26 protein-coding genes are annotated in these 22031 nt (G+C 63.0%); 19 read left to right on the forward strand and 7 right to left on the reverse strand.

What is annotated here, in order from left to right; all coding sequences use genetic code 11:
- Nucleotides 1-70 precede the first annotated feature (70 nt).
- From DDE77_RS01990 to DDE77_RS02000, 3 genes are read left to right on the forward strand one after another with little or no spacing between them, the layout of a single operon-like run.
- Entirely contained in the window at nucleotides 71-1831 is a 1761-nt protein-coding gene (locus DDE77_RS01990) for a PAS domain-containing sensor histidine kinase (protein WP_170116457.1), read from the forward strand.
- Nucleotides 1828-3000: a peptidoglycan-binding domain-containing protein gene (locus DDE77_RS01995; protein ID WP_170116458.1), complete on the forward strand. Its 1173-nt coding sequence runs from the start codon at nucleotides 1828-1830 to the stop codon at nucleotides 2998-3000. The genes DDE77_RS01990 and DDE77_RS01995 overlap by 4 nt, the downstream gene beginning before the upstream one ends.
- Nucleotides 3001-3336 carry a DUF1491 family protein gene (locus DDE77_RS02000; RefSeq protein WP_108395742.1) on the forward strand — a complete coding sequence of 112 codons (336 nt, stop codon included), beginning with the start codon at nucleotides 3001-3003 and terminating at the stop codon, nucleotides 3334-3336. It begins immediately after the preceding gene.
- Nucleotides 3337-3374: 38 nt separating this feature from the next.
- Here the strand turns inward: DDE77_RS02000 and DDE77_RS02005 are convergent, their stop codons facing one another.
- Nucleotides 3375-4517: a DUF2336 domain-containing protein gene (locus tag DDE77_RS02005; protein WP_157959609.1), complete on the reverse strand. Its 1143-nt coding sequence runs from the start codon at nucleotides 4515-4517 to the stop codon at nucleotides 3375-3377.
- 371 nt (nucleotides 4518-4888) lie between these two features.
- Here DDE77_RS02005 and DDE77_RS02010 point away from each other — a divergent pair, with 371 nt between their 5' ends.
- Both DDE77_RS02010 and chrA read left to right on the forward strand, forming a co-directional pair.
- A complete protein-coding gene (locus DDE77_RS02010) occupies nucleotides 4889-5701 on the forward strand; it encodes a hypothetical protein (RefSeq protein ID WP_157959610.1) in 813 nt (270 codons plus the stop codon).
- 14 nt (nucleotides 5702-5715) lie between these two features.
- On the forward strand, nucleotides 5716-6927 hold the full coding sequence (chrA, locus tag DDE77_RS02015; protein ID WP_108395745.1) for a chromate efflux transporter: 1212 nt from the start codon (nucleotides 5716-5718) through the stop codon (nucleotides 6925-6927).
- 137 nt (nucleotides 6928-7064) lie between these two features.
- On the opposite strand, the gene DDE77_RS02020 is transcribed toward chrA, so the two are convergent.
- The 5 genes from DDE77_RS02020 to DDE77_RS02040 form a co-directional block, all read right to left on the reverse strand.
- Entirely contained in the window at nucleotides 7065-7631 is a 567-nt protein-coding gene (locus DDE77_RS02020; RefSeq protein ID WP_157959611.1) for a DUF1254 domain-containing protein, read from the reverse strand.
- Complete coding sequence (locus DDE77_RS02025) at nucleotides 7628-8200, reverse strand: DUF1214 domain-containing protein (protein ID WP_157959612.1); 573 nt, start codon at nucleotides 8198-8200, stop codon at nucleotides 7628-7630. The genes DDE77_RS02020 and DDE77_RS02025 overlap by 4 nt, the downstream gene beginning before the upstream one ends.
- A gap of 231 nt (nucleotides 8201-8431) precedes the next feature.
- The gene (locus DDE77_RS02030; protein ID WP_108395748.1) at nucleotides 8432-8761 is read right to left on the reverse strand and encodes a helix-turn-helix transcriptional regulator; all 330 of its coding nucleotides are present in this window, start codon (nucleotides 8759-8761) and stop codon (nucleotides 8432-8434) included.
- Between the two features lie 12 nt (nucleotides 8762-8773).
- A complete protein-coding gene (locus tag DDE77_RS02035; RefSeq protein WP_108395749.1) occupies nucleotides 8774-9022 on the reverse strand; it encodes a type II toxin-antitoxin system RelE family toxin in 249 nt (82 codons plus the stop codon).
- Nucleotides 9023-9061: 39 nt separating this feature from the next.
- On the reverse strand, nucleotides 9062-11221 hold the full coding sequence (locus DDE77_RS02040) for a transglycosylase domain-containing protein (protein WP_108395750.1): 2160 nt from the start codon (nucleotides 11219-11221) through the stop codon (nucleotides 9062-9064).
- Between the two features lie 131 nt (nucleotides 11222-11352).
- Between DDE77_RS02040 and DDE77_RS02045 the strand changes: the two genes are divergently transcribed.
- From DDE77_RS02045 to DDE77_RS02055, 3 genes are all read left to right on the forward strand, one after another.
- Nucleotides 11353-11808, forward strand: coding sequence for a YcgN family cysteine cluster protein (locus DDE77_RS02045; protein ID WP_108395751.1), 456 nt, complete (start codon nucleotides 11353-11355; stop codon nucleotides 11806-11808).
- Nucleotides 11809-11856: 48 nt separating this feature from the next.
- Nucleotides 11857-12504 carry a diguanylate cyclase domain-containing protein gene (locus DDE77_RS02050; RefSeq protein ID WP_157959613.1) on the forward strand — a complete coding sequence of 216 codons (648 nt, stop codon included), beginning with the start codon at nucleotides 11857-11859 and terminating at the stop codon, nucleotides 12502-12504.
- A 161-nt stretch (nucleotides 12505-12665) separates the two neighbouring features.
- Nucleotides 12666-13928 carry an Hsp70 family protein gene (locus tag DDE77_RS02055; RefSeq protein WP_108395753.1) on the forward strand — a complete coding sequence of 421 codons (1263 nt, stop codon included), beginning with the start codon at nucleotides 12666-12668 and terminating at the stop codon, nucleotides 13926-13928.
- 445 nt (nucleotides 13929-14373) lie between these two features.
- Here DDE77_RS02055 and DDE77_RS02060 read toward each other — a convergent pair whose 3' ends face one another.
- Nucleotides 14374-14619, reverse strand: a complete 246-nt coding sequence (locus DDE77_RS02060; protein WP_108395754.1) for a KTSC domain-containing protein — start codon at nucleotides 14617-14619, stop codon at nucleotides 14374-14376.
- Nucleotides 14620-14715: 96 nt separating this feature from the next.
- Between DDE77_RS02060 and DDE77_RS02065 the strand changes: the two genes are divergently transcribed.
- The 11 genes from DDE77_RS02065 to DDE77_RS02110 all read left to right on the forward strand — a co-directional run bounded on the left by DDE77_RS02065 (nucleotide 14716) and on the right by DDE77_RS02110 (nucleotide 21883).
- Nucleotides 14716-15126: a hypothetical protein gene (locus DDE77_RS02065; RefSeq protein WP_108395755.1), complete on the forward strand. Its 411-nt coding sequence runs from the start codon at nucleotides 14716-14718 to the stop codon at nucleotides 15124-15126.
- Complete coding sequence (locus DDE77_RS02070) at nucleotides 15104-16360, forward strand: DNA-packaging protein (protein ID WP_245895051.1); 1257 nt, start codon at nucleotides 15104-15106, stop codon at nucleotides 16358-16360. Before DDE77_RS02065 ends, DDE77_RS02070 begins: the two co-directional genes overlap by 23 nt.
- 197 nt (nucleotides 16361-16557) lie before the next feature.
- Nucleotides 16558-17712 carry a phage portal protein gene (locus tag DDE77_RS02075; protein ID WP_108395757.1) on the forward strand — a complete coding sequence of 385 codons (1155 nt, stop codon included), beginning with the start codon at nucleotides 16558-16560 and terminating at the stop codon, nucleotides 17710-17712.
- Between the two features lie 130 nt (nucleotides 17713-17842).
- Nucleotides 17843-18031 carry a hypothetical protein gene (locus DDE77_RS02080; protein WP_108395758.1) on the forward strand — a complete coding sequence of 63 codons (189 nt, stop codon included), beginning with the start codon at nucleotides 17843-17845 and terminating at the stop codon, nucleotides 18029-18031.
- Nucleotides 18032-18035: 4 nt separating this feature from the next.
- Nucleotides 18036-18164: a hypothetical protein gene (locus DDE77_RS20020; protein ID WP_281261282.1), complete on the forward strand. Its 129-nt coding sequence runs from the start codon at nucleotides 18036-18038 to the stop codon at nucleotides 18162-18164.
- Nucleotides 18164-18640: an HK97 family phage prohead protease gene (locus DDE77_RS02085; protein WP_108395759.1), complete on the forward strand. Its 477-nt coding sequence runs from the start codon at nucleotides 18164-18166 to the stop codon at nucleotides 18638-18640. The genes DDE77_RS20020 and DDE77_RS02085 overlap by 1 nt, the downstream gene beginning before the upstream one ends.
- Before the next feature lie 12 nt (nucleotides 18641-18652).
- A complete protein-coding gene (locus DDE77_RS02090; RefSeq protein ID WP_108395760.1) occupies nucleotides 18653-19873 on the forward strand; it encodes a phage major capsid protein in 1221 nt (406 codons plus the stop codon).
- Between the two features lie 180 nt (nucleotides 19874-20053).
- On the forward strand, nucleotides 20054-20620 hold the full coding sequence (locus DDE77_RS02095) for a head-tail connector protein (protein ID WP_108395761.1): 567 nt from the start codon (nucleotides 20054-20056) through the stop codon (nucleotides 20618-20620).
- Nucleotides 20617-20958, forward strand: a complete 342-nt coding sequence (locus DDE77_RS02100) for a phage head closure protein (RefSeq protein ID WP_108395762.1) — start codon at nucleotides 20617-20619, stop codon at nucleotides 20956-20958. Before DDE77_RS02095 ends, DDE77_RS02100 begins: the two co-directional genes overlap by 4 nt.
- 2 nt (nucleotides 20959-20960) lie before the next feature.
- Complete coding sequence (locus DDE77_RS02105; RefSeq protein ID WP_108395763.1) at nucleotides 20961-21341, forward strand: DUF3168 domain-containing protein; 381 nt, start codon at nucleotides 20961-20963, stop codon at nucleotides 21339-21341.
- A 128-nt stretch (nucleotides 21342-21469) separates the two neighbouring features.
- The gene (locus DDE77_RS02110; protein WP_108395886.1) at nucleotides 21470-21883 is read left to right on the forward strand and encodes a phage major tail protein, TP901-1 family; all 414 of its coding nucleotides are present in this window, start codon (nucleotides 21470-21472) and stop codon (nucleotides 21881-21883) included.
- Nucleotides 21884-22031 lie beyond the last annotated feature (148 nt).

Here is a 22031-nt window from a genome sequence, read left to right on the forward strand (position 1 = left end):
AAACGGCGTCGTAATAGTGAGTAAGCGTATGCGTAGCCTGTTCTCTTTCGGCGCAAGCAAAGAGATGTCGTTGGCCATAGCAGGCACAGGGCATCGCCCTGAAATGCTGCGGCGCAAAACGCTCGCCAACAATTCCCGGCTCACGATTATTTTGTGTGCGCTCGCGGTTCCCCTGGCCATGTTCTGGCTGGTGGGCGGGCACGCAATGCCGCTTCTGCTGGTGAGCCTTGGGCTGGTTGGTGGGCTCGTTACCCTGGCCTTGCACCAACGCGGGCTGTTCGAGCATGCCGCGACCGGGCAGGTCTGCACCATGTTCGCGGGCGGCCTGTTGCTGACCCTTGCCGATCCTCAGCTGGTGGACGCAGGCCTTGCCGTTGCGCTGATGGCGCCGGTGCTTGCCTCCATGCTGGGGCGCGCTGCATTACGCCGCCAGAGCTGGGCTGTTCTGGCTGGCGTGGGCCTGGTGGGTGTTGCTGCTACCCTTCTGCCCGCGCCGGAGATGGACGGGGGAATCTTGCTGGCGACGGGCGGATGGGCGTTCCTGGTCAGCGTCGTTGTGGTGCTTCATACCGCAAACCGCATCAGCGCTGCCTATGAAGTCTATGACAAGGCCCAGGTGAACGCTTATCGCCACCTGATCGAGCATGTGCAGGACGCCGTGCTGCGCTTTTCCAATGAGGGCGAAGTGTTGATGGCGTCGCAATCGTCCGAATCGTTGTTTGGCTGCCGCCGCTACCAGCTAACCGGTAGTGGTCTCACCGAGCGGCTGCATGTTGCCGATCGGCCGGCATTCCTTACTGCCTTTGCCGATGCCAATCGGGGTGGCAAGTCGCGCATGTTGGAAGTGCGAATGCGCCACGACGATGCCCATGCCAGCACCAGCCTGCCACGCTTCATCTGGGTGGAAGTCAGCCTGTCGCCCGTGATCGAGCCGGAAAGCGATGGCTCCTACGAGGTCATTGCCCTGTTGCGCGACATCACCGGCCGCAAGGACACCGAAGTCGCCATGGCCGAAGCACGTCGCGTGGCCGAAGAAGCTTCGGAAGCCAAGTCGCGTTTTCTCGCCACCATCGGGCACGAATTGCGCACCCCGCTCAATGCCGTGGTCGGCTTTTCGGAAATGATGACGTCGGGTATTGGTGGCGAGCTGTCCGACACGCACCGTGAATATGCCGGGCTTATTCACCAGAGCGGCAAGCATTTGCTTGAGGTAGTGCGCATGCTGCTCGACATGTCGCGGCTGGAAGCCGGCAAGTTCGAGCTGCAGGCCGAGCCCTTTGCTGCCCAGGACATCATCGAGCCCTGCTTTGGCATGGTGGATGCGCTGGCACAAAGCCGCAATGTACGCCTGGTGGCGGATATTGGCCGGCACCTGCCCATGCTGGTGGCCGATGAGCGCGCCTGCCGGCAAATCCTGCTGAACCTCCTCTCCAACGCTATCAAGTTCAGCCATCCCGGCGGCGTCGTTACCGTGACCCTCAAGCGCCAGGGCACGAGTTTGAACCTCTCGGTCAGCGATCAGGGAATCGGTATGGCGCCAGAATCGCTGCAGCGAATCGGGGAGGCCTTTTTCCAGGAACATGGCGGATTGGCACGCAGCTACGAGGGAACGGGCCTGGGCCTGTCCATCGTCAAGGGTTTGGTGGACCTGCATCAGGGCACGCTGCGCGCCATGAGCGAAATTGGGGCGGGGACAACCGTGACTGTTTTGTTGCCCATAAACGGTCCGGCAATAAAGTCCGAGGAAACTGCCACCGTAACGCCGATCCGCAAAGAACCCGCCGCCACTCCCCTATCCTCATGGCAAGACGAAAAAAGAAAAGCGCAATGACGGCTTCCACTCTTTCGAACCTGTCCCTTGCGGCAGGCGGCGCCGTTGCGTCCACTCTGGGACGCGCCGGCGCCTGGGCTTTTGCGCGCTATATGCGTGCTCCGCTCGCCTCCACGAGCCTGCTCGCCATGGTCACCATGACCGCCATGGCCGGCAGCAATGCTCTTTATTTCCAGACCCATCGCCATCCTGCGCCGTTCTTCGGGCAACCGCAGGACGTGCCTGTGCCAGTTGCAGCACCCGCTGTCGCACCCACGCCGCTGGCTGCTCCCCAGGAGCGTACCGCCGTTTTGCCGGCGATCGAGAACCAGACCACCGGAAGCGTCTCGGCGCCCGCGCCGCAGGTGCAGCCCATTCCTGACCGCCCGGTGGGCAACAAGGAAGCTTTTGACGTCCAGAAGAAGCTGTTCGAGCTTGGCCTGTTCGAGGGCAAGGTCGATGGCTTTTACGGCCCGATGACGGCGCGCGCCATTCGCGCTTTTGAAGAGCGCAATGGTATGGAGCCAACGGGCGCCCTGACGCCAACGATTGTGGATGCGATCATGCGGGCTGATGCCGCGGGGCGGATGCCTGTGGCGCAGGCGCCTGCAGTTGCCGCGCCCGTTGTTCAGCCTCAAACGGCGCCTGTGGTGCAGCAGGCAGTGGCACCGCAACCGGCTCCACAACAGGATCGTGTGGTCGCGCAGCTGCCTCCGCTGAGCCCAGTGGACAATGCCGTGGATGTGGTCGGCAATGCGGCGGCCGAAACCCTTGATTCCATTGTGGCGGCAGTGGGCGGCACGCGCTCGGCGCCAGCTGCCAATGAAGCCAAGCCTCCGGCCGCCTTGCCCATGCTGGCCAGCAGTGCCCAGCCCATGCCGCCGCCGGTACAAGTGGCGTCCCTGCAGCCCATGCGCGCGCCGGCGGAAGTCGCGCCCCAGCAGCCCGTTCCAGACCAGACAGTCGCGGCGAACACGACCATCGCGCCGGCCAACAATCTGCAGTTGGTGACGCAAATCCAGCGCGGGCTGGCGAGCCTTGGGTTTTATCATGGCTCCATTGACGGGCACCCGGGCGATGCCACGGCCAAGGCGATCCGGGAGTTTGAAAACTTCCACAGCTACAAGGTGACCGGGCAAATTAAGCCGGACCTCGTTGGCCTGTTGCGCGACGCCGGCGCCTCGATCTAGGTGAGCCGGCTGCGCAGCGATCTTTGGTGCGCCGTTTTCGTGCGGCGCCACAATGATCTGGGCAATATGTGCGTGGTGTCCCGAAGGGGGGATCCAATCGCAGGGCAGGTGTTTATCGAGGTGGATCACCTCGATGGCACCGTATCGCTTTTCACCCCCGCGCCCATGGCCAGCCGGCCCGACAATGCGAGCCTGGTATTTCAACGCCGCTTTGCGCGGGCGGAACCGGGAAAGGTCCGCGAACGCATTGCACGCGAGTTGGAGTTTGACCCGGACTTATGGGTGCTGAGCCTTGACCTGCGGGGTGACGATCCCGGGATCGAGATCGCCTCCTGAACAGCACTATAGCTGCGCCTGCCGCAACGGGGATAAGTTTAGCTCGCCCGCCTGATGCCGATGCGGGCCAGGGCCTCAATGGCCTGGTCCACCACAGGATTGTTAGTGGCAGAGAACTGCGGCGTGCGACGGCTGGTTTCGGTGAAGGGCTTGTATTCGGGCTTCGCCAATTCAAGCAGATTGACCTCGCCGCGCCAGGCGCTCATCAGGTAAGCCATTGAATCTGGAGAGACATTGTCAAAGAGCTTGGCAAAATCCGCGAGGGCGCGAGAGCGGTCGGCATCGTGGCTGGTGGCGTGGATCAGCACCTTGAGGCCTTCATAAGCCGAGCAGCCAAAGGCGCGCAGGATTACGAAGAGCGAAGCGCCGGTGACGTCATGGGCGATCTGGCCGCAGCGCACTTCGTCGAGACCGGTGATCTGGCTGAGGAGCTTGGTGACCTCCGGACGGCGGTTTTCCGAAAACAGCTTCATCAAGGCCTTGGTGAGTTCGGCATTGGCGACGGTGAGCTGTTCGATGGTTTTCTTGATGGGTGCAACGGGCGTTTCGCGCTGGGCGAAGGCTTCGATGACCTTGACCCGGTCATTGTCGGAAAGGTCAAAGAATGCAGGCGCCAGCAAGGCTGCGTCGAAGTCCGCGCGTTGCGCGAGAGCCTCGGCCACCATGTGGTCCATCTGGGCGGAGCGGGCGAGGGCGCTGAGGTAGGCGCCGCGCGGCACGATATGGGTGTTGGATGCCAAGGCCCTGTAAACCTTGCGCGAATTCATCTGGAAGAGCTTGGCAAGGACGACGTTGGAGAGGTCTGGCCGGGCCGCGATCACGGCGGCAGCAGGGACGTCATAGCGCCCGATTACCTCGAGCATACCTGCTTCCGAGAGCTGCTCGGCGCCTTGGAGGAAGGTGTTGAGGTCCTCTCCGATATTGTCGATCACCAGGCGCTCCAGCGCTGGCGAGAGCATTTCAGCGCGGCCCAGGATGGCGGCCCCCTTGGCCTTTGCCTGTGGGCCGGCGATGGGGAAGAGGCGCCCGGCGAGGGCCTCGAACTGTTCCATTTCGGGAGCGGTTGCCTTGCCGCGGCGGGTATAGGCGTCGCAGGCGGCGATCAGCAAGGTGTTGGTGCGATCAACGCCACCGGTTTCAATCAGCAGTTGGAACGTCTCGTAAGGCTGAAAACCAAGCATGTTCAGGAACCGTCTGTGGGCAAATCGCATCACATTCGATGCGCTGTCACTTTTGCCCCCAATTCGTTAGCAGACTGTTAACCTTGACGATCTCTTAATGCCGCAAAGAGCACGAGGGGCGTCGTGCCAAGTGACTGTAGCAACATCGCAACATGACACGCTGCTTCCGATGGGACCGGAGAGCATTGCATTGGAGGCCAGCTTGGGAAAGCTCGTCAAATTCGACCAGAGGCGAAAGCCGCCAATCAGCCGAGTGAGGGCCGGGGGGAGCGCCCAGATCCTCCTTTTTACCGGTGTGCGTTATGAACGCGGCACACCGCCCACCAGCACGATCGATCCCTCACGCCCCAAGCGGAAGCGTGGTTGATCGCTTGCCCCCTTTGCTGCGGCTGATCGGGATCAGCGCGCTGGCGCTTCTCGCCACGGCGTGCGTTGCACGACCCGTTGGGGATTTCGGCCGCGCCGAACCAAGCTTCACCCATGATACGCTCCTGCCAGCGATAGGGGATAACCGCGCGCGGGAACGAGGAGAGCCGGTCTCGAGCCTGAATCGGACAGACGGGGAAGAGGAGATGCACAACCGCATCTGGCGCTTCCTTGTGGCACCTCACGCCAAGGACTGGATGTTCGACGCTTCCACCGAATTGCAGCGCACCCGCATCGTGGCAGCACGTGATGGCGAATGGACCATCGAGCGGTACTACGATTGGCTGGAAACGACATCGTACCGATCCTCGCGTACGCGCTACAGCACAGTGGGCGCGCATGTGCAGTCCGATATCGACACCCTGCCCACCACTTTTGCGGCCATCTGTGCGGTGATCGAGATCGACCGGCAGCGAACAATATCCTATGCCCAATTGCGCGGCGGGGTTCCGCCAAGGCTGCAACAGGAAGTTGCGGCGCGAAAGGCGGAGAACAGCGCGTCCATTTCCTGGTTCGTGCGGGCGCTGAACTACCGTTATGACAGCTATGACTTTGCGCTCGACAATCTGCTGGTGGCAACGCCGCATGAGCAATCGCTTGCGGTGGACGAAACCCTGCGCCGCTTGTCACCCTTTGTTGCGCGGGCAAATCGCGGTGATTTTTGTAGCGGACAGGGGGCAGGGCGCGCGAACGGAGAGATCATCATACCGTCACGCTACCAGCGTACGGGCGATCGGGAGATCGTGCTGCAGAAATAGCGTGAGGGCCCGCATTGTTCAACCATGATGGACCCAAGGGCGGCTCACCCGCCGAGGTCTTTTGGGCGTTCTTAAAGCTTGGATTGACGTCCTTTGGCGGCCCGATCGCGCATCTGGGCTATTTCCGGGACGAATTGGTGGTGCGTCGACGCTGGCTCGATGAGCAAAGCTATGGCGATCTTGTGGCCCTGTGCCAGTTTCTGCCCGGCCCCGCATCAAGCCAGGTTGGGTTTGCCCTAGGGCTCCGGCGAGCAGGGTGGGTTGGCGCGTTGGCGGCATGGGCAGCGTTCACCCTGCCTTCGGCCATCCTGCTTGTTGTTTTTGCCGCGAGTGCCGCGGCGCTGGATGGAGCAATTGCCCAGGGCGTGCTGCACGGGCTCAAGCTCGTGGCGGTTGCTGTGGTGGCTCAAGCCGTATGGGGCATGAGCCGGAGCCTGACGCCGGACAAGCCACGTGCGGCGATTGCCCTCCTAGCGTTGCTCATGGTGAGCGTTCTTGGGGGCGCGTTGGGACAGGTTGGCGCGATCCTGCTTGGTGCACTAGCTGGGCTGGTGCTGTGCAAAGGCGAGGGAAAGGAAGGCGCTGCAATAGCTGGCTTCTCCCTCAGCAGGCGGGCGGGCCTTGCTGCCCTGGCGCTGTTTGGGGGATTGCTGGTCGGCCTGCCGGCTCTTGCTGGCGTGACGCAGTCGCACGGCGTTGACCTCCTTGATGCGTTTTACCGCGCCGGATCGCTGGTGTTTGGGGGCGGACACGTGGTTCTGCCGCTGCTGGAGAGCGAGGTGGTGAGGCGGGGTTGGGTGACGCAGGACAGCTTTGTGGCGGGGTATGGCGCAACGCAGGCAGTGCCGGGGCCGCTGTTTACGTTTGCCGCTTATCTCGGGGCCGCAGGGGCGCCGGGCGGCAGTGATCTGGCGGGAGCGGCGCTCGCGCTGCTGGCCATTTTCCTGCCGGGCATGCTGGTGTTGGTCGGGGCTCTGCCGTTTTGGGACATGCTCCGCCGGGAGCTATGGGCACAGGCGGGCATGCGCGGCGCCAATGCGGCGGTGGTCGGGATTCTGGCTGCGGCGCTTTATGATCCGGTTTGGACCAGCGCTGTGATCACTCCGCTGGATTTTGCACTGGCGGCAGGCGGCTTTCTGGCACTGGTGCTGTGGAAGGCGCCGCCCTGGATGGTGGTGGTTGGACTGGCGGTAGCGGGTGGATTGATGGGAGTGCTGGCTGGGTGAGGATAGAGGTCCTGCCCTCCGACGCGATCTCGGGATGGGCCCCGGCTCAAGGCCGGGGTGACATCGTGGGGGGGACGGGCCTTTGGCCAATCAGAAAGCGGGATGGGCTTCTTCTGATTTGCCTTAGATGCACGCTTCTAGCTTTGGGGCGTTGCGTCTGGTGGCTGCGGCCCGCAGCTTGATTGCGCCAAGGCACCCGAAAAACGCTGGCGCATGGCTTCGTGGGGTGGCGCGAGGCGGATGACGACAGCGAGGCGGTCGGAATTTGCTTCAACGACCAGAACGCCTTCTTCGATGTCCAGCTGTTGCTGGGCAAGCAGGCGCGTCTGGGCGGCGTTGAAGATCCCGATCTCAAGGGTCTGGCCGATGCCGTCGCGATTGGTTGTGGAATAGGTGACGACGCCCGATTCGTTGAACAAGGCGACCGACCAGAAGGCGTCGGGCAGCAAGCCGCTGACATAGGCGGGGCCCTCGCTCAGATCAATCTGGCAAACGCCATAGATCAGCTCGGGATCAAGGCCCAGGGGATTAGGCTGGCCGGTCGTGACCGGCGGCAGGATCAGCATCCGATTTTGGGCCTCGAGCGTGCTGAGGCGTGTCCAGAGGTTTTCCTCTGCCAGGGCGGGCAGAGAAAGGATAACGATGATGTGGATGATGCCGCCAAGGATGACGCCGCCCACGAGCCACAGGAGAAACCGGATCATCGGCATTCCTCTCGGATGATGGCAGGCATGGATTCATCGCTCGAGAAGCCCGAAAACACGGCCGTGTCGTAAAGCGTCAGTTCCAGGGTGAACGGGCCTTGCCCAGCGAGCTCCAGCCAATTGGAGGGCTGGAGCATGGTGCCTACATTGATGATGATGGAGCCGTCATTGGCGCGGGCGATGTCGGTGGAGCGCAGGGCGAGAGGCTGGCCCTCGGCGGCAAGATTGCGGCCCTGGAGGTCCACAGCCACAAGCGTCCAGAATGTTGCGAGAGGCGTCTTGCCCTCGATGCGGTAGGAACAGCTCAGGGTCAGTGGTTCGCCGTCGCTGTCGGTCGCGGCGATGAATTGCAGCCCCTCGGCCTGGCCCAGCTGGAGCGAAGCTTCGCGCGCAATGTGTCCGCGGGTGTAAGGGTTGGGGGCATTGGAGCCGACATCGGGCCAGGCGGTCCAGGGGCCGACGCGGGCTACACCGAAGAGGCGTCCGTCGGTCAGGGCATAATAGCTCAAGCCGAAGCCAACACTCAGGGCCACAGCGATCATCATCAGCAGATAAAGAACAAATCGCACGGGTCAGCGGCTCGGGGATGCTGTGTTCGGCATGGACGGGCTGACCTGGATAGGGAGCGGCTCGCCCATGCCTATAGCAAGGGGGTGGCGCGGGCGGAAGGGCGGATCGTGAGGATTAGGGTGCGGTGTAGGTGTTGGGAGCAGGTCGGGGACAGGGGAAGCCGGTATGATGCCACGCCCTCGTGGTTCGACAGGCTCACCATGAGGGCTGATGAGGGGCTGGGATTGGGGCTAAACCAGATCGTCGATTGTGAGGTTCAAGGCTTGAGCCAGCTTGCGGAATGTTTCCACGGAGGCGGAACGGCGGCCGGATTCGATGTCTGCGATTTGGACGCGATTGACACCTGAGGCAGCAGACAAGGCTGTCTGAGAAAGACCACGCAGTTCGCGGAAGACGCGCAGGGGGCTTTCGCCGTCGACGATGCGATCCACAACCTCTGATGGAAAGGATTCTTCCCCGGCCGCCATGGCCCTATCATATGCCTGAATGTCTGCCAGATCTTCCGCCGCTTCGCGCAGACGGTCATACTCGGCACGCGGGATGGTAATCATTTCGTTCATTGCCAATCTCCGTTAGTCATAGATGCCGCCCCGTGGACCGATCTCAAGAATATCCAGAACCGTGCCATCGTTCATTATGACCCGCCAGTCGCCTACACGAAGTCTGATTGCATCGCTGCCTTTCAGCATCTTGATGTTATTCTGCTGAGAAGCAGGATCGGCTGCATAGGCCGCGATCTTGCCTATAATCCTACGGGCCGTGTTCGCCGGCATACGGCGAAGCGCTCTTGTTGCCGCAGGCTTGTAGGTCATAATTTTCATTAGCGTCAGTGTAGCAAAGAGCTACAGTGTCGTCAAACGCTACATCCCCGCAGACGCTGCTGGTACCCTCGCGCGGGCTTCCGTGGTGACTTCTCCGGCTGCCAATGTCTGGTTGATCAGGTCGGCAAGATCCACCAGCTTGCGCGCGGCTTCGGGGGTGAGGCTGGGGGGGCGTTGGATGACCTCTTCAGGGAGGGCATCGGGGTCGGCTTCGGCGATTACGGGCGGTTCGGGAACGAAGTCGACGCCGAATACCGGCTCGATGTCGATATTGGTGTGGGCATAGGCCATAAATTTCTGCCAGGTGATAGCTGGCAGGGTGCCCCCGGTCAGGTCGTTGGTGGGGTGATAGTCGTCATTGCCGAACCAGACGGCGGCGACGTAATTGCCGGTGAAGCCGCAGAACCAGGCGTCGCGATAGGACGATGTGGTGCCCGACTTGCCAACGGCGGGAACGCCGGGAACGTCGGCGCGCCGGCCGGTGCCGCCGGTGACGACCTGGCGCAGCATGGAGTTCATGTTGGCGACCGTTTGCTCGCTGAGGATCCGCTCGCGCGGGGCTTCAGGGTCCATCTCAAAGATGGTTTCGCCTGTGAGCGTGCTCATGCGGGTGATGCCGTAAGCAGGGGTCTTGAGGCCGCGATTGGCAAGCACGGCGTAGGACGAGGTCATGTCGAGAACCGACACCGAGGCCACCCCAAGGGCCAGCGAGCGGGTGACGGGGTAGTCGGCGGTGAGGCCCATGCGGTGGCTGAGTTCGGCAATGGTGTCGCGGCCAGTCTTGATCGACAGGGTCACCGGAACGGTGTTGAGCGATTGGGCAAAGGCACTCGCGAGGGTCACGGAGCCCTTGTAGTTGCGGCCATAGTTCTGCGGGCACCAATCGCCGATGCAGACGGGTCGGTCGGTGATGGTGTCCTGCGGGGTCAGGCCCAGCTGCTCGAGCGCCTCGGCATAAACAAAGATCTTGTAGGCCGAGCCGGGCTGGCGTGTGGTGACGATGGCGCGGTTGAACTGGGACTTGGCATAATCGGTGCCGCCCACCATGGCGCGAATGGCGCCTTGCGTGTCGGTGACCACCATGGCGGCCTGCTCGACGTCATATTGCTCGCTGTTTTCGCGCACCGTGGAGACAACGGCTTCCTCGGCATATTTCTGCAAGGTGGTGTCGATGGTGGTGCGCACGACGAAATTGTTGGATGGGTGCTGGGTGGCCTCGATGATCTTCTTGGATTGCTCGAAAGCCCAATCCATGAAGTAGTTGGGCGAGTTCTGGTCCTCGGCGCGTGAAATGGCTGCGGCGGGGTGGCGGCGGGCGGCGGTGACCTGGCCTTCGGTGAGGAAGCCGGCGGCAACCATGTTGGAAAGCACCAGATTGGCGCGGCCACGGGCAGCGGCGAGGTCCACATGGGGGGCGTAATTGCCGGGAGCCTTGAAGAGCCCGGCCATCATGGCAGCTTCGGCCAGGGAAATGTCCTGCACCCGCTTGCCGAAATAATAATCGGCGGCGGCGGTCACGCCGAAATTGCCGCCGCCCATATAGGCGCGGTCGAAGTAGAGCTTTAGGATCTCGTCCTTGCTGTAGTGCCACTCCAGCCATACAGCGAGGAACGCCTCGATGATCTTGCGCTCAATGGTGCGTTCGGAGGAGAGGAAGAGGTTCTTGGCAAGCTGCTGGGTAATCGACGAGCCGCCCTGCACGCTGCGTTCGCCCGAGGCATTGGTGACCAGGGCGCGAAGGGTGCCGACGACGTCGATGCCGAAATGCTCGTAAAAGCGCCGGTCCTCGGTCGCAAGGGTTGCCTTGATGAGGTAGTCCGGCATGTCGTTGAGCGGCACGGAATCGTCTGCGCGGATGCCGCGGCGGCCGATTTCATTGCCGAAGCGATCCATGAACAGGATTGAATAGTTTTCCGCCTTGTTAAACTCGCCCGACGCCGTGGCATCGAAGGCCGGAAGGGCGAGGGCCACCATCAGCACGCAGCCAATGGCCAGAAACGAGAATCCGTCGCTCAGCACTTCCACAAAGAAGCGCTTGATGCCCGAGACGTGGAACACGGACATGACGTCCTGCCACTTGGTCCAGAACCGGCCCAGCGATTGGCCGAACTCGTAGATCGATGAATCGAGCCAAGCGTCGGCCGCCAGCATGCCGGAGGGCTTCTTGCGCTTTTCTTTGGTGTAAAAAGGGTCCTGCACCGATGTCCCCGTGAATGCTCACGCAGTTTTGTGCGCTTGCGGGCGCTTAGGCAATCCGATCGCTGGAATATGATTGCATTGGATGCACAGCAAGGGCAAACCGGCAACATCGCAAACAACGATCGGTTCCAATGGCCTTTTGGGAAGAAAAAACGCTCGACCAGATGACGGACGCGGAGTGGGAAGCGCTCTGCGACGGCTGTGGACGGTGTTGCCTGATCAAGCTCGAGGACGAGGACACCGGTACGCTGATCACCTCGGATGTGCGCTGCAAACTGCTTGATGGCGATAGCTGCGCCTGCACCGATTATCCCGGCCGGCAGGCCAAGGTGCCCGATTGCATCAAGCTGACGCCTGCCAATGTGGCTGAGATCAAGTGGATCCCCACGACCTGCGCCTATCGGCGGCTTGCCGAGGGCAAGGGGCTGGCCTGGTGGCACCCGCTGGTGTCGGGCGATCCGCAGACCGTTGTGGATGTGGGCGTATCCGTTAAGGGCCGCACCTTCCTTGAAACCGACGTGGCTCCCGATGAGTGGGAAGAGCATGCGGTGGACTGGCCGGAATGGGAGCCGCCAGAGCACCTCTAGCTTTTACGGCACCTTAACCATGTTGTGGCCTGATCAGAAGGCACTGGTGTGTCCACGAAAGGCCGCGGCATGACAGATCTGGCGAGCATCGAGCAGAGTGACGATTTCTGGGCGAGGGTGCGCATGGCGCTGGGTGCGCTGCGGCCACCTGCACGGGAAGGAATGCCGAGTGAGGGGCCGGCGGCGCAGGCGCGGCAAGCCGGTGTCCAGGAGGAAATTGGGCGCAGCTGGGCCATGGCCGCGACGCGCTTGGTGTCTATGAGTCTCCTTGTGATTGAAATCGATCGGATGAGCGAGTTCTTTGCCGTTTATGGCAAGGACGCGACGGATCGCTGCGTGCGCCAGGTGATGCGGGCTATTGCCGACGCCCTGCCGCGCGATGGCGATCTTTGCCTTCGCATGGGGCAGGCGACTTTCGTGGTAGCGCTGCCGGATCTGCCGCTGGTGCCGGCGAAAACCAGCGCCGGGCATATTGCCGAGGCCATCCGCAAGCTGGGCGTGGCGCATAGGGAAAGCCATGCGGGGATCGTGACTGTCAGCATGGGATTGGCGGTGATCAATCCGCGCGGCGAATACGATACCGGCTTTTTCGAGAGGGCGGCGGGTGCGCTTAAGAAGGCGCAGCGCAAGGGGCTGGGGCGGTTGCAAGTGGCGGATCTGCGGCCGGCCGAGGAGCGCAGGCGCCGGGCGGCTTAGTCTTGCAAGGGGCGAGATGAGGTTTTAAGAGGGCCGTCCTCGCGCGGCGCCCTCCCTCCTGCAGCAGACCTTGTCCTTCAAGAAAGGGGCAGTTGGGGCGCCCTCCACTCGCTCAACCTCGTGGTTCGACAGGCTCACCATGAGGCTTTTGGAAGATCGCTATGTCCAACGCCCTTGCTTGCGGCCTTGATTTCGGCACGTCCAATTCAACCCTGGGGCGGGTGGGCGCGAATGGTGTGCCGCATTTGCTGGCGCTGGAGGATGGGCGGCAGACCATTCCCAGCGTGCTGTTTTTCGGCTTCGAGGACGATGCGGTCCACTTCGGCCGCCAGGCGGTGGCGGAATATGTGACAGGGGCAAACGGGCGCTTGATGCGCTCGCTCAAGAGCGTGCTGGGCACTTCGCTGATGGGCGATACGACCCGCATCAAGGGGCGCAGCTATGGCTTCCTTGAAATTCTGGGCATCTTTGTGGGCGAGCTGAAACTCCGCGCCGAGGCGCAGGGGGATGCGCCGATCAGCCAGGTGGTGTGCGGCCGTCCCGTGCATTTCGTGGATGACGATCCGGCGGCGGATAGGGCGGCGCAGGACCAGTTGGAAAGTGCTGTCAGGGCGCAAGGGTTTCGGCAGATCGAATTCCAGTTCGAGCCCATTGCGGCGGCGCTCGATTATGAGCGGCAGGTGAATGGTGAGCGGCTGGCGCTGATCGTTGACCTGGGCGGCGGTACGTCGGACTTTTCGTTGGTGCGGGTGTCGCCGGAGCGGGCGAACTCGGCGGATCGCAGCGGAGATATACTGGCAACAGCGGGTGTTCATATTGGCGGCACGGATTTCGACCGGCTCTTGTCGATGAGCAAGGTCATGCCCGAGCTAGGGCTGGGCACGATGACGCGGGACAGCAAGCGGCATTTGCCGGTGGCGCCTTATTATGACCTTTCCACCTGGCACCGCATCAACCGGCTTTATAATGCGCAAACACTGCGGGATTTGCGCGGGACCATGCGCGAGGCGCAGGCGCCCGAGCGGGTGGGCACCATGATCGAGCTGATCGAGGACCGGCTAGGGCACCAGCTGGTGGGTGCGGTGGAGGCGAGCAAGATCGAGCTGTCGGAGCGGGAGCGGACGCAGTTTCGGTTCCCGGTGCGCAACAACGTGCTGGAGGCGGAGATCGGGGTTGAGGATCTGGAGCGGGCGCTGGGCAATTCGGTAGGGCGGATCGAGGCGACGATCGGCGAAACGCTGAAGCGGGCCGGGGTGGGAAGCGCGGCGGTGGATAGCTTGATTTTGACCGGTGGGTCAACGCAGGTGCCAGCGATCGCACGGCGGCTGGAGGCGCTGTTTCCTGAGGCGGAGCTGGTACGCACGGATGTGCTGGGGAGTGTGGGGCTGGGACTGGCGCTCGATGCGCGGCGCAAGTTTGGGTGAGGGGGCCCGGGTTCTTGGGCTTGACCCAAGGGGACTGTACTTGCCGGGGAGGGCGAAGTGTAGAGCCCTCGAGTCAAGCCTGAGGGTGACGAAAGGTGGGAAGCGGGAACCACCTTGCGGCTGGGGTGGGATCTCGGGATCGGCCCCGGGTCAGGCCCGGGGTGACATCGGGGCCGGGGCGGCTATGTTGCCCATGCCCATGTGGGGCTGGGATGGGCGGGGCGCAATGATGCCACGCCCTACGATCGTTACCCTTGGGCTTGACCCAAGGGGACTGCGCTTGCGGTGCGTAAGGGAAGTGTAGAGCCCTCGGGTCAAGCCCGAGGGTGACGGGCTGTTGGTGGGGGGAGGCGATGGCTTACCAACAAGAAACCCGAAAAACTTATCCATCTTTTCCCCGCGTGACGCTGGTCGGCTATAGTTCAGCTATGGTCGCAAAAGTGGGTCAGGAGGCGTTGCGGATGGCTTGCCAGCGGCGGGTTTTGGGGTCGGGCAGGTCGATGCGGCGGCACTCGAAGCGTCCCTTGATCGACTGGTTGAAGAACTGACCGCGCGATGGGGCGTCGCGCAGGCCTTCATAGATGAATTCAGGAACGCCGAAATATTTGTAGCGCCGTCCTTCTGGTCCGAACCAGATGGAGAGCTCCTCGTCGGCGGGCTTGTAGTGGATGTGGCGGATCGCGGCGGACATCGGGTTTCCCCTTTTTGACTCCGCAAAGACGAATCCAGCGGGATTCCAGCAAGTTCCGCTTAAAAGTTAAGATCGATTCACAAACGAGTCATTGCCATGGAAACAGCAGCCGAACCCGGGGTTCGCTGGGACGACGTTCGCGCCGAATATGAGGGGCGGCTGTTTGTGCCGGCCACCATCTGCAAGCGGTACGGGATCACAATCGCGCAGTTGCGCTACCGCCGGGAGATGGAGGGTTGGCTCAGTGCCCGCGCCCGTATCCCCCGCAAGGAGGACATGGTCGCGCAGATGCTCAAGGTCCTTGATAAACAACTCAAACGCCTGGAGAGCGCAGTGGACGAACCGATCGACAAACAGGCCAATGTGCTGGGCACGCACGTCAAGACGCTGGAAAAGCTGATCGAGATGGGTGCGGCAAAGCCTAATGCCGAACCGGCCAGCACGAAGAATATGGACGACCTTCGCAGCAAGCTGGCTAAGCGCATTGAACAGTTCCAGAACCGCTGAAGAGTTCGGGGATCTCGCAGACAAGACCAACGCCGAGATCGTCCAGCTTTATTACGATTGGCGGCAATGGGCGCTGCCCAAGCAATTGCCGCCTGAAGGAGATTGGATCACCTGGCTGCTGATGGGCGGGCGCGGCTCGGGCAAGACGCGGGCAGGTGCCGAATGGGTGCGCACGCTGGCGGCAAAAGGGATCGGGCCCATCGCCCTGGTGGGCGAAACCATGACCGAGGCCGTATCGATTATGGTTCGGGGGGATAGCGGTATTCTCAACACCCACCCTGACGAAGAGCGGCCTGTCCTGCGCGGGAACAGCTTGCGATGGCCCAATGGGGTTGAGGCGATGATCATGTCGGCGTCGGACCCGGACCGGTTTCGCGGGCCGCAGTTCGCGGCGGCCTGGTGCGACGAGATTGCCAAATGGCCGCATGGGGAAGAGGCTTGGGACCAGCTGCAGTTCGGTCTGCGGCTGGGTGATCGGCCTCAGCAATTGGCAACGACCACACCGCGCCCGACGCGGCTCGTCAAGCGCCTGCTGGCTGATCCGCATGCCGTGGTGACGCGCATGCGTACGGAAGACAACCGCGCGCAGCTTGCGCCCGCTTTCCTTGAGGCCGTGGTGGCGCGCTATCGCGGCACCGTGTTGGGACGGCAGGAGCTCGAGGGCGAACTGATCGACGATCTGCCCGATGCGCTTTGGCAGCGTGGCATGTTCAGGCCATTCACGGGTGGGCAGCTGGAGCGGATTGTGGTGGCGGTTGATCCGCCAGTGACGGGCAATGCGCGGTCGGATGCTTGCGGGATCGTGGTGGCGGGACGCTTGGGGGAGGGCGTTGCTGTTTTGGAGGATTGCACGCTCAAGCCGGCCGCGCCCCTGGCATGGGCGCGGCGGGCGGTGGCCGCGTTTCATGCGCATGATGCGGACGCGATCGTGGTCGAGGTGAACCAGGGCGGTGATCTCGTGCGATCAGTGATCGGGCAGATCGATGGCAATGTGCCGGTGCGCGAGGTGCGGGCCTCGCGTGGCAAGTGGCTGCGGGCAGAGCCGGTGGCAGCGCTTTATGGGCGAGGGCTGGTATCGCATGCCGAAGGGCTAAGTGCGCTGGAGGACGAGATGTGTGCCTTTGGGCCGGGCGGCAAGAGCGACGGACATTCGCCCGACAGGGTGGATGCGCTGGTCTGGGCGGTGACGGAGTTGCTGCTGGGCGAGGGGCGGCCGCGGGTGCGGGGGCTTTGAGGGGATATAGGGCCCTATCCTCCGACGTGGTGCGACATTCACCACCCGTTATCTTGGGGCTTGACCCAAGGGGGCCTGCGGTCGTGGCAGAAGTGTAGGGCTCTCGGGTCTTCGCGCGAGGGTGACGATCTGTGGGTGGGTGACATTGTGGGTGGGGCGGGATGATGCACGGCCCCGATTGAATAGGAACCAAAACCATGCCGAACTGGATCAACCGCCTCCTGGGCGGGGGAACAAACGCGCCTGCCGAACACAAGGCCTATGGCACGCAGACGCTGGTGAGCTTGAGCCAGCTGGGGGCGGCCAATTGGAGCAGCCGGGGTTTTGCGAGCCTCGCCAACCAAGGATATGCGCGCAACCCGGTGGTCTATCGCTGCATCCGCCTGATCGCCGAAACGGCCAATCGGGTGCCGCTGGTGGTGAGCGAAGGTGGGCGCAGGCTCGACGAGCATCCGCTGGCCCATTTGCTGCGCCGGCCCAATGGGCGTCAATCGGGCGGGGAATTGCTGGAAGGGGTTTATGCCTATCTGCAGACGGCGGGAAATGCCTATCTTCAGGCTGGAATGGTGGATGGGCAGGTGCGGGCTTTGTTCGCGCTGCGGCCGGACAGGGTAAGCGTTGTGGCAGGCCAGGATGGCTGGCCCGCGGCTTACGACTATACGGTCGGCGGCCGTACCACGCGGTTGCGACAGGACGGCGAGCCCGTGCCTCATGTGCTTCATATGGCGCTGTTTGATCCGCTGGATGATCACTACGGCATGGCGCCGCTCGAGGCAGCAGCAACAAGCCTGGATATCCACAATGCCGCCGCACAGTGGAACAAGGCGCTGCTGGACAACGCGGCGCGACCATCCGGGGCGCTGGTGTATTCGGTCGCGGGGCAGAATTTAACGCAAGCGCAGTTCGAGCGGCTCAAGAGCGAGCTGGAACAGAACTTTTCGGGTGCGGCAAATGCCGGACGGCCCATGCTGCTCGAGGGTGGGCTGGACTGGAAGACCATTGCCCTCTCGCCGCGGGACATGGATTTCATCGAAGCCAAGAACGCGGCGGCGCGCGACATCGCCTTGGCCTTTGGCGTGCCGCCCATGCTGCTGGGCATACCCGGCGACAATACCTACAGCAATCTGGCCGAGGCCAATAGGGCGCTGTGGCGCCATACGCTGATCCCACTCGTGGTGCGCGTGGCCGAGGAGCTCAGCAATTGGCTCGCTCCGGCGTTCGGTGGGGCAGTGCTCGCGCCTGATTTCGAAGGCGTCGAGGCGCTGGCGGAGGATCGGGCGCAGCTATGGGCGCGGGTCGGGGGTGCGGAGTTCCTGAGCGATGCGGAGAAGCGGGCGATGTTGGGGGTTTAGGTGGCTTCCTGCGGGCCGGCAAACTCGGTGTCATCCCGGCCTCGAGCCGGGATCCATCCTGAGATCTCGAGATGGACCCCGGGTCAGGCCCGGGGTGACACCGTGTGGGGGAGACAAGAGGATCACGATCATGGACGAGCTGACCAAAACCGTCGTGGAGCGGGGGGATCTGGCGCATCTGGCGCTGTTTTTGTGGGCGGGCGGGGCGAGCACGCTTTTGGTGTGGAGCCTGCGCGAGCTCAGCAAGGTCAACCAGCACTTCAACGACTTCGTGCGCGAGATCGCGACATTGAATCAATTGTTCAAGAAGGGAGATTAAACCCATGCCGAGCAAGACCAGCCGGGAAACAGCGCAGCAGACGTTCCGGCAATTTGCCTGGAATTTGGCGGGCACGCTGGCCAGCTCCAAGGGGAGCAGCAAGCCGGCGACCAAGCCGATCGGCAAGCGCTAATGGCGGCCATTCCGATCAGCGCCGATGGGCGGTTTGCGGGGTATGCCAGCGTCTTCAACCGCGTCGATGCCGGCGGCGACATGGTCATGCCTGGTGCGTTTGCGCGCAGCCTTGCGAAACGACGTGACCGGGTGCGGCTGCTGTTCCAGCATGATCCCAAGGAGCCGGTCGGCATCTGGGAGGCCATGGCGGAGGATAGCCATGGGCTTCATGTTCATGGTCGGCTGGTCGGGGGCGTTGAGCGCGCCGACGCGCTGCGCCGCCTAATCGAGAACCGGGCGCTCGATGGCCTGTCCATCGGCTTTCGCACCGTGCGGGCAACGCGCGAGGGCGGCATCCGCAAGCTTTGGCAGATCGAGCTCTTTGAGATCTCGATCGTGACCTTTCCCATGATGGAGGATGCGCGGATCGCGCCCTCCCTCCTTTCGACGGGCGCCGCTATTGCGGCTGCCACGCACACGATCCGTAACAGCTAAGGATACAAGCACATGACCATCAACAGTGACGGCCTTGAAACCAAGGCCGGCGCAGGGAGCGATATTGCCGTGCTCTTTGCCGAATTTTCGCAGGCCTTTGAAGAGTTCAAGGCCACCAATGACCAGCGCCTGGAGGAGCTCGAAAAGCGCGGCTCGGCCGATGGCCTGCTGGAAGGCAAGCTCGACCGACTCAACGCTGTGCTGGACGGGCAAAAGGCTGCGCTTGACCGGGCCATGGTAGAGCGGGCGCGCCCGCAGCTGGACGGCAAGGCGGCGCATGGTGAGAGTGAATACAAGGAGGCGTTCACCGGCTACGTCAAGCGCGGCGAGGAGAAGGCGCTGTCGGTCGGCGTGGGTGCCGATGGCGGTTATTTCGTGCCCAGCGAAACCGAAACCGAGATCACGCGGCTCATGACAACGGTGTCGCCGATCCGCGCCATTGCCGGCGTGCGTCAGGTGTCGGGCTCGGTCTACAAACGGCCGATCTCGGTGACGGGGCCAGCTGTTGGCTGGGTGGGCGAGACGGCGGCGCGCCCGACAACGGCGTCGCAGACCCTGGCGGAGCTGAGCTATCCGACGACCGAACTCTATGCCATGCCGGCAGCGACCGCAGCGTTTCTTGACGATGCGGCCGTGGATGTGGGGCAGTGGATCGCCGACGAGGTGAATGCCGCCTTTGCGGCGCAGGAAACCACGGCGTTCGTTCTGGGCGATGGCGTCAACAAGCCCAAGGGGTTCTTGACGGCCAATGCGGTGGCGGAAACCAGCTGGAGCTGGGGCAATCTGGGCTATGTGCCGACGGGTGTCGCTGGCTCGCTGCCCACAAGCAATGCCAGCGATGTGCTGATCGACTTGGTCTATTCGCTCAAGGCCGGCTACCGGCAGAATGCATCCTGGGTGATGAACCGCAAGGTGCAGGGCACGCTGCGCAAGCTCAAGGATGCAGACGGCAATTACCTCTGGCAGCCAGCGACAACTGCCGACGGCAAGGCGCGCTTCATGGGGTTTGAGCTGGTCGAGGCCGAGGACATGCCCAATATCGCGGCCAATTCCCTCTCGGTGGCCTTTGGCGACTTCCGCCGAGGCTATCTGATCGTGGACCGCCAGGGCGTGAGTGTCCTGCGCGATCCATTCAGCTCCAAACCCTATGTGCTGTTCTACACCACGAAGCGCGTGGGTGGCGGCATCGCCGACTATGACGCGATCAAGCTGCTGAAATTTGCGGCCTCGTAAGGCACGGTCTCTCATTCCAGCGTCATTGCCCGGCTTGTCCGGGCAATCCATTTCACCACGTGCGCGGCGCCATGGACCACCCGGACAAGCCGGGTGGTGACGGAGTGATTGGGCCTACTGTCCACCCGACATCGTGGGCAGACGCGTCCCGCGGGAACAAGCACACAAAAGGCAAAAACAATGACTTCTTATCTTCTCGCGGGGGCCGCGCAGGAGCCGGTTTCGCTTGCCGAGGCGAAGGCGTATCTGCGGCTTGACGACGAGGCCGAGGATGGACTGGTTGCAACGCTGATCGGGGCGGCGCGGCTGCATGTGGAGGGGATTACGGGGCGGGCACTGCTGGCGCAGACCTGGCGGATGGTGCTCGACCAATGGCCCCAGAACGGGCAGGTGAAGCTGCCGGTGACGCCGTTTATCAGTGTTGAGCAGATCATTGCCTATAATAATGACGGCATCGGGCACACCGTGCCGCTGGCCCAGTTTGCCCGCGAGCCGGACCGGCTCGTGTTGCCGCGCCAGCTCAATGGCGTGCCAGTTCTGCGCGAGCGACACGCCATAGAGATCGACTATGTGGCGGGGTTCGGCACCGAGCCCGAGGATGTGCCGGCCGACCTTCGGCAGGCCTTGCTGGCTTTGGTGGCTTACTGGTTCGAGCACCGTGATGCGGTGATCGTTGCTGGTTCAGGCGCAGTGGTGCCTTCGGGGTTCGACCGGATGGTAGCCGTTCACAAGCAGGTGCGGCTATGAGCGCCGCTGTGCCGCCGATCGGGACGCTGACGGATCGGGTGCAGTTCAAGCGACGCGAGATGGTGGGGGAGGCTGGGGGCGGGCATGCCAGCATGTTCGTGCCGGTGACGAACCTTTGGGCGCGGGTGCGTTCGCTCAGTGGGCGCGATGGCGTGGCTGCGGACGGGCGCAATGTGACGGTCTCGCATGCCGTGGTCTTGCGCTTTCGCAAGGATGTCTCGCCCGGGGACCGGCTGGTTTATCGGGGCCGCAACCTTGAGGTGGTGAGCGCGGACGATCTTAATGGGCGCCGCGCTTATCTCAGTTGCACGTGCAGCGAAACGAGCTGGACCGGCTAGCCATGCACCCCATCATCGAAGTGCAGGAAGCGCTGGTAGTGGCGCTCAAGAGCGATGCGGCGCTGCTGGCGCTGGTGGGCGGAGCCGTATTTGATGCCCCGGCAAAGGGGCAGGCGCCACCTTATGTGGTGATTCGAAGGCATGACATAGTGCAGCGCGACGGCGACCTGGCTGTGCTGCAGGAGCATCGCGTGCTGGTGCACTGCTGGGCGGACCAACCCAGCCGCCGGCGCGTGCTGGAGATTGCCGAGCGTCTCGTCGCGGTAGCGCTGGGGCTCGATGCAGTGACGCATGCAGAGCATGTGCGCACGGACACAGTGATCGATGACGAGACGGGGCTGGCTCGCGCGGCAGTGACGCTGCGGTTTTTGAGCGAGGGGTAGCGCCCATCGGATCGCCACGCTGGGGCTCGACGCGTGCGGGCTGCGCTTACGAACACATCCCAAATGGAGAACCCTCGGGTCGAGCCCGAGGGTGACGATGGAGCGTGAGAAATTTTTTGGAGATCGAAATGGCGGCCCAGAGTGGCAAGGATATGCTCTTGAAGCTCGACCAAACGGGGTCGGGGAGTTTTCTGACGGTGGCCGGGCTGCGTACACGGCAGCTGGCGTTTAATGCGGCGAGCGTTGACACGACGGATCAGGAAAGCGCCGGACGCTGGCGGGAGCTGCTGGCGGGCGGCGGGGTGAAGCGGGCTTCGGTGAGCGGGGCAGGTGTCTTCAAGGACACGGCGTCCGATGCGCAGATCCGGCAGCTGTTCTTCGGCGGGACGATCCGCAACTGGCAGCTGATCCTGCCCGACTTTGGCACTGTGCAGGGCCCGTTCCAGATCGTGGCGCTGGAGTTTTCGGCGGATCATGCAGGGGAAGTGACGTTCGACCTGGCGCTCGAGAGCGCGGGCGAGGTGGTTTTTACGGCGCATTGAGGCATTTGTCCCTGCGGGTTGAGCGTCATTGCCCGGCTGGTCCGGGCAATCCAGGGCGCTGCGCAAGTGGAAAAATGGATCACCCGGACGAGCCTGGTGATGACGGTGGGGCGGGTAGCGCGTCCCTGCACCATCTGCCGAGGGCGGC

It is taken from the genome of Devosia submarina (genome assembly GCF_003056345.1).
Lineage (GTDB): Bacteria > Pseudomonadota > Alphaproteobacteria > Rhizobiales > Devosiaceae > Devosia > Devosia submarina.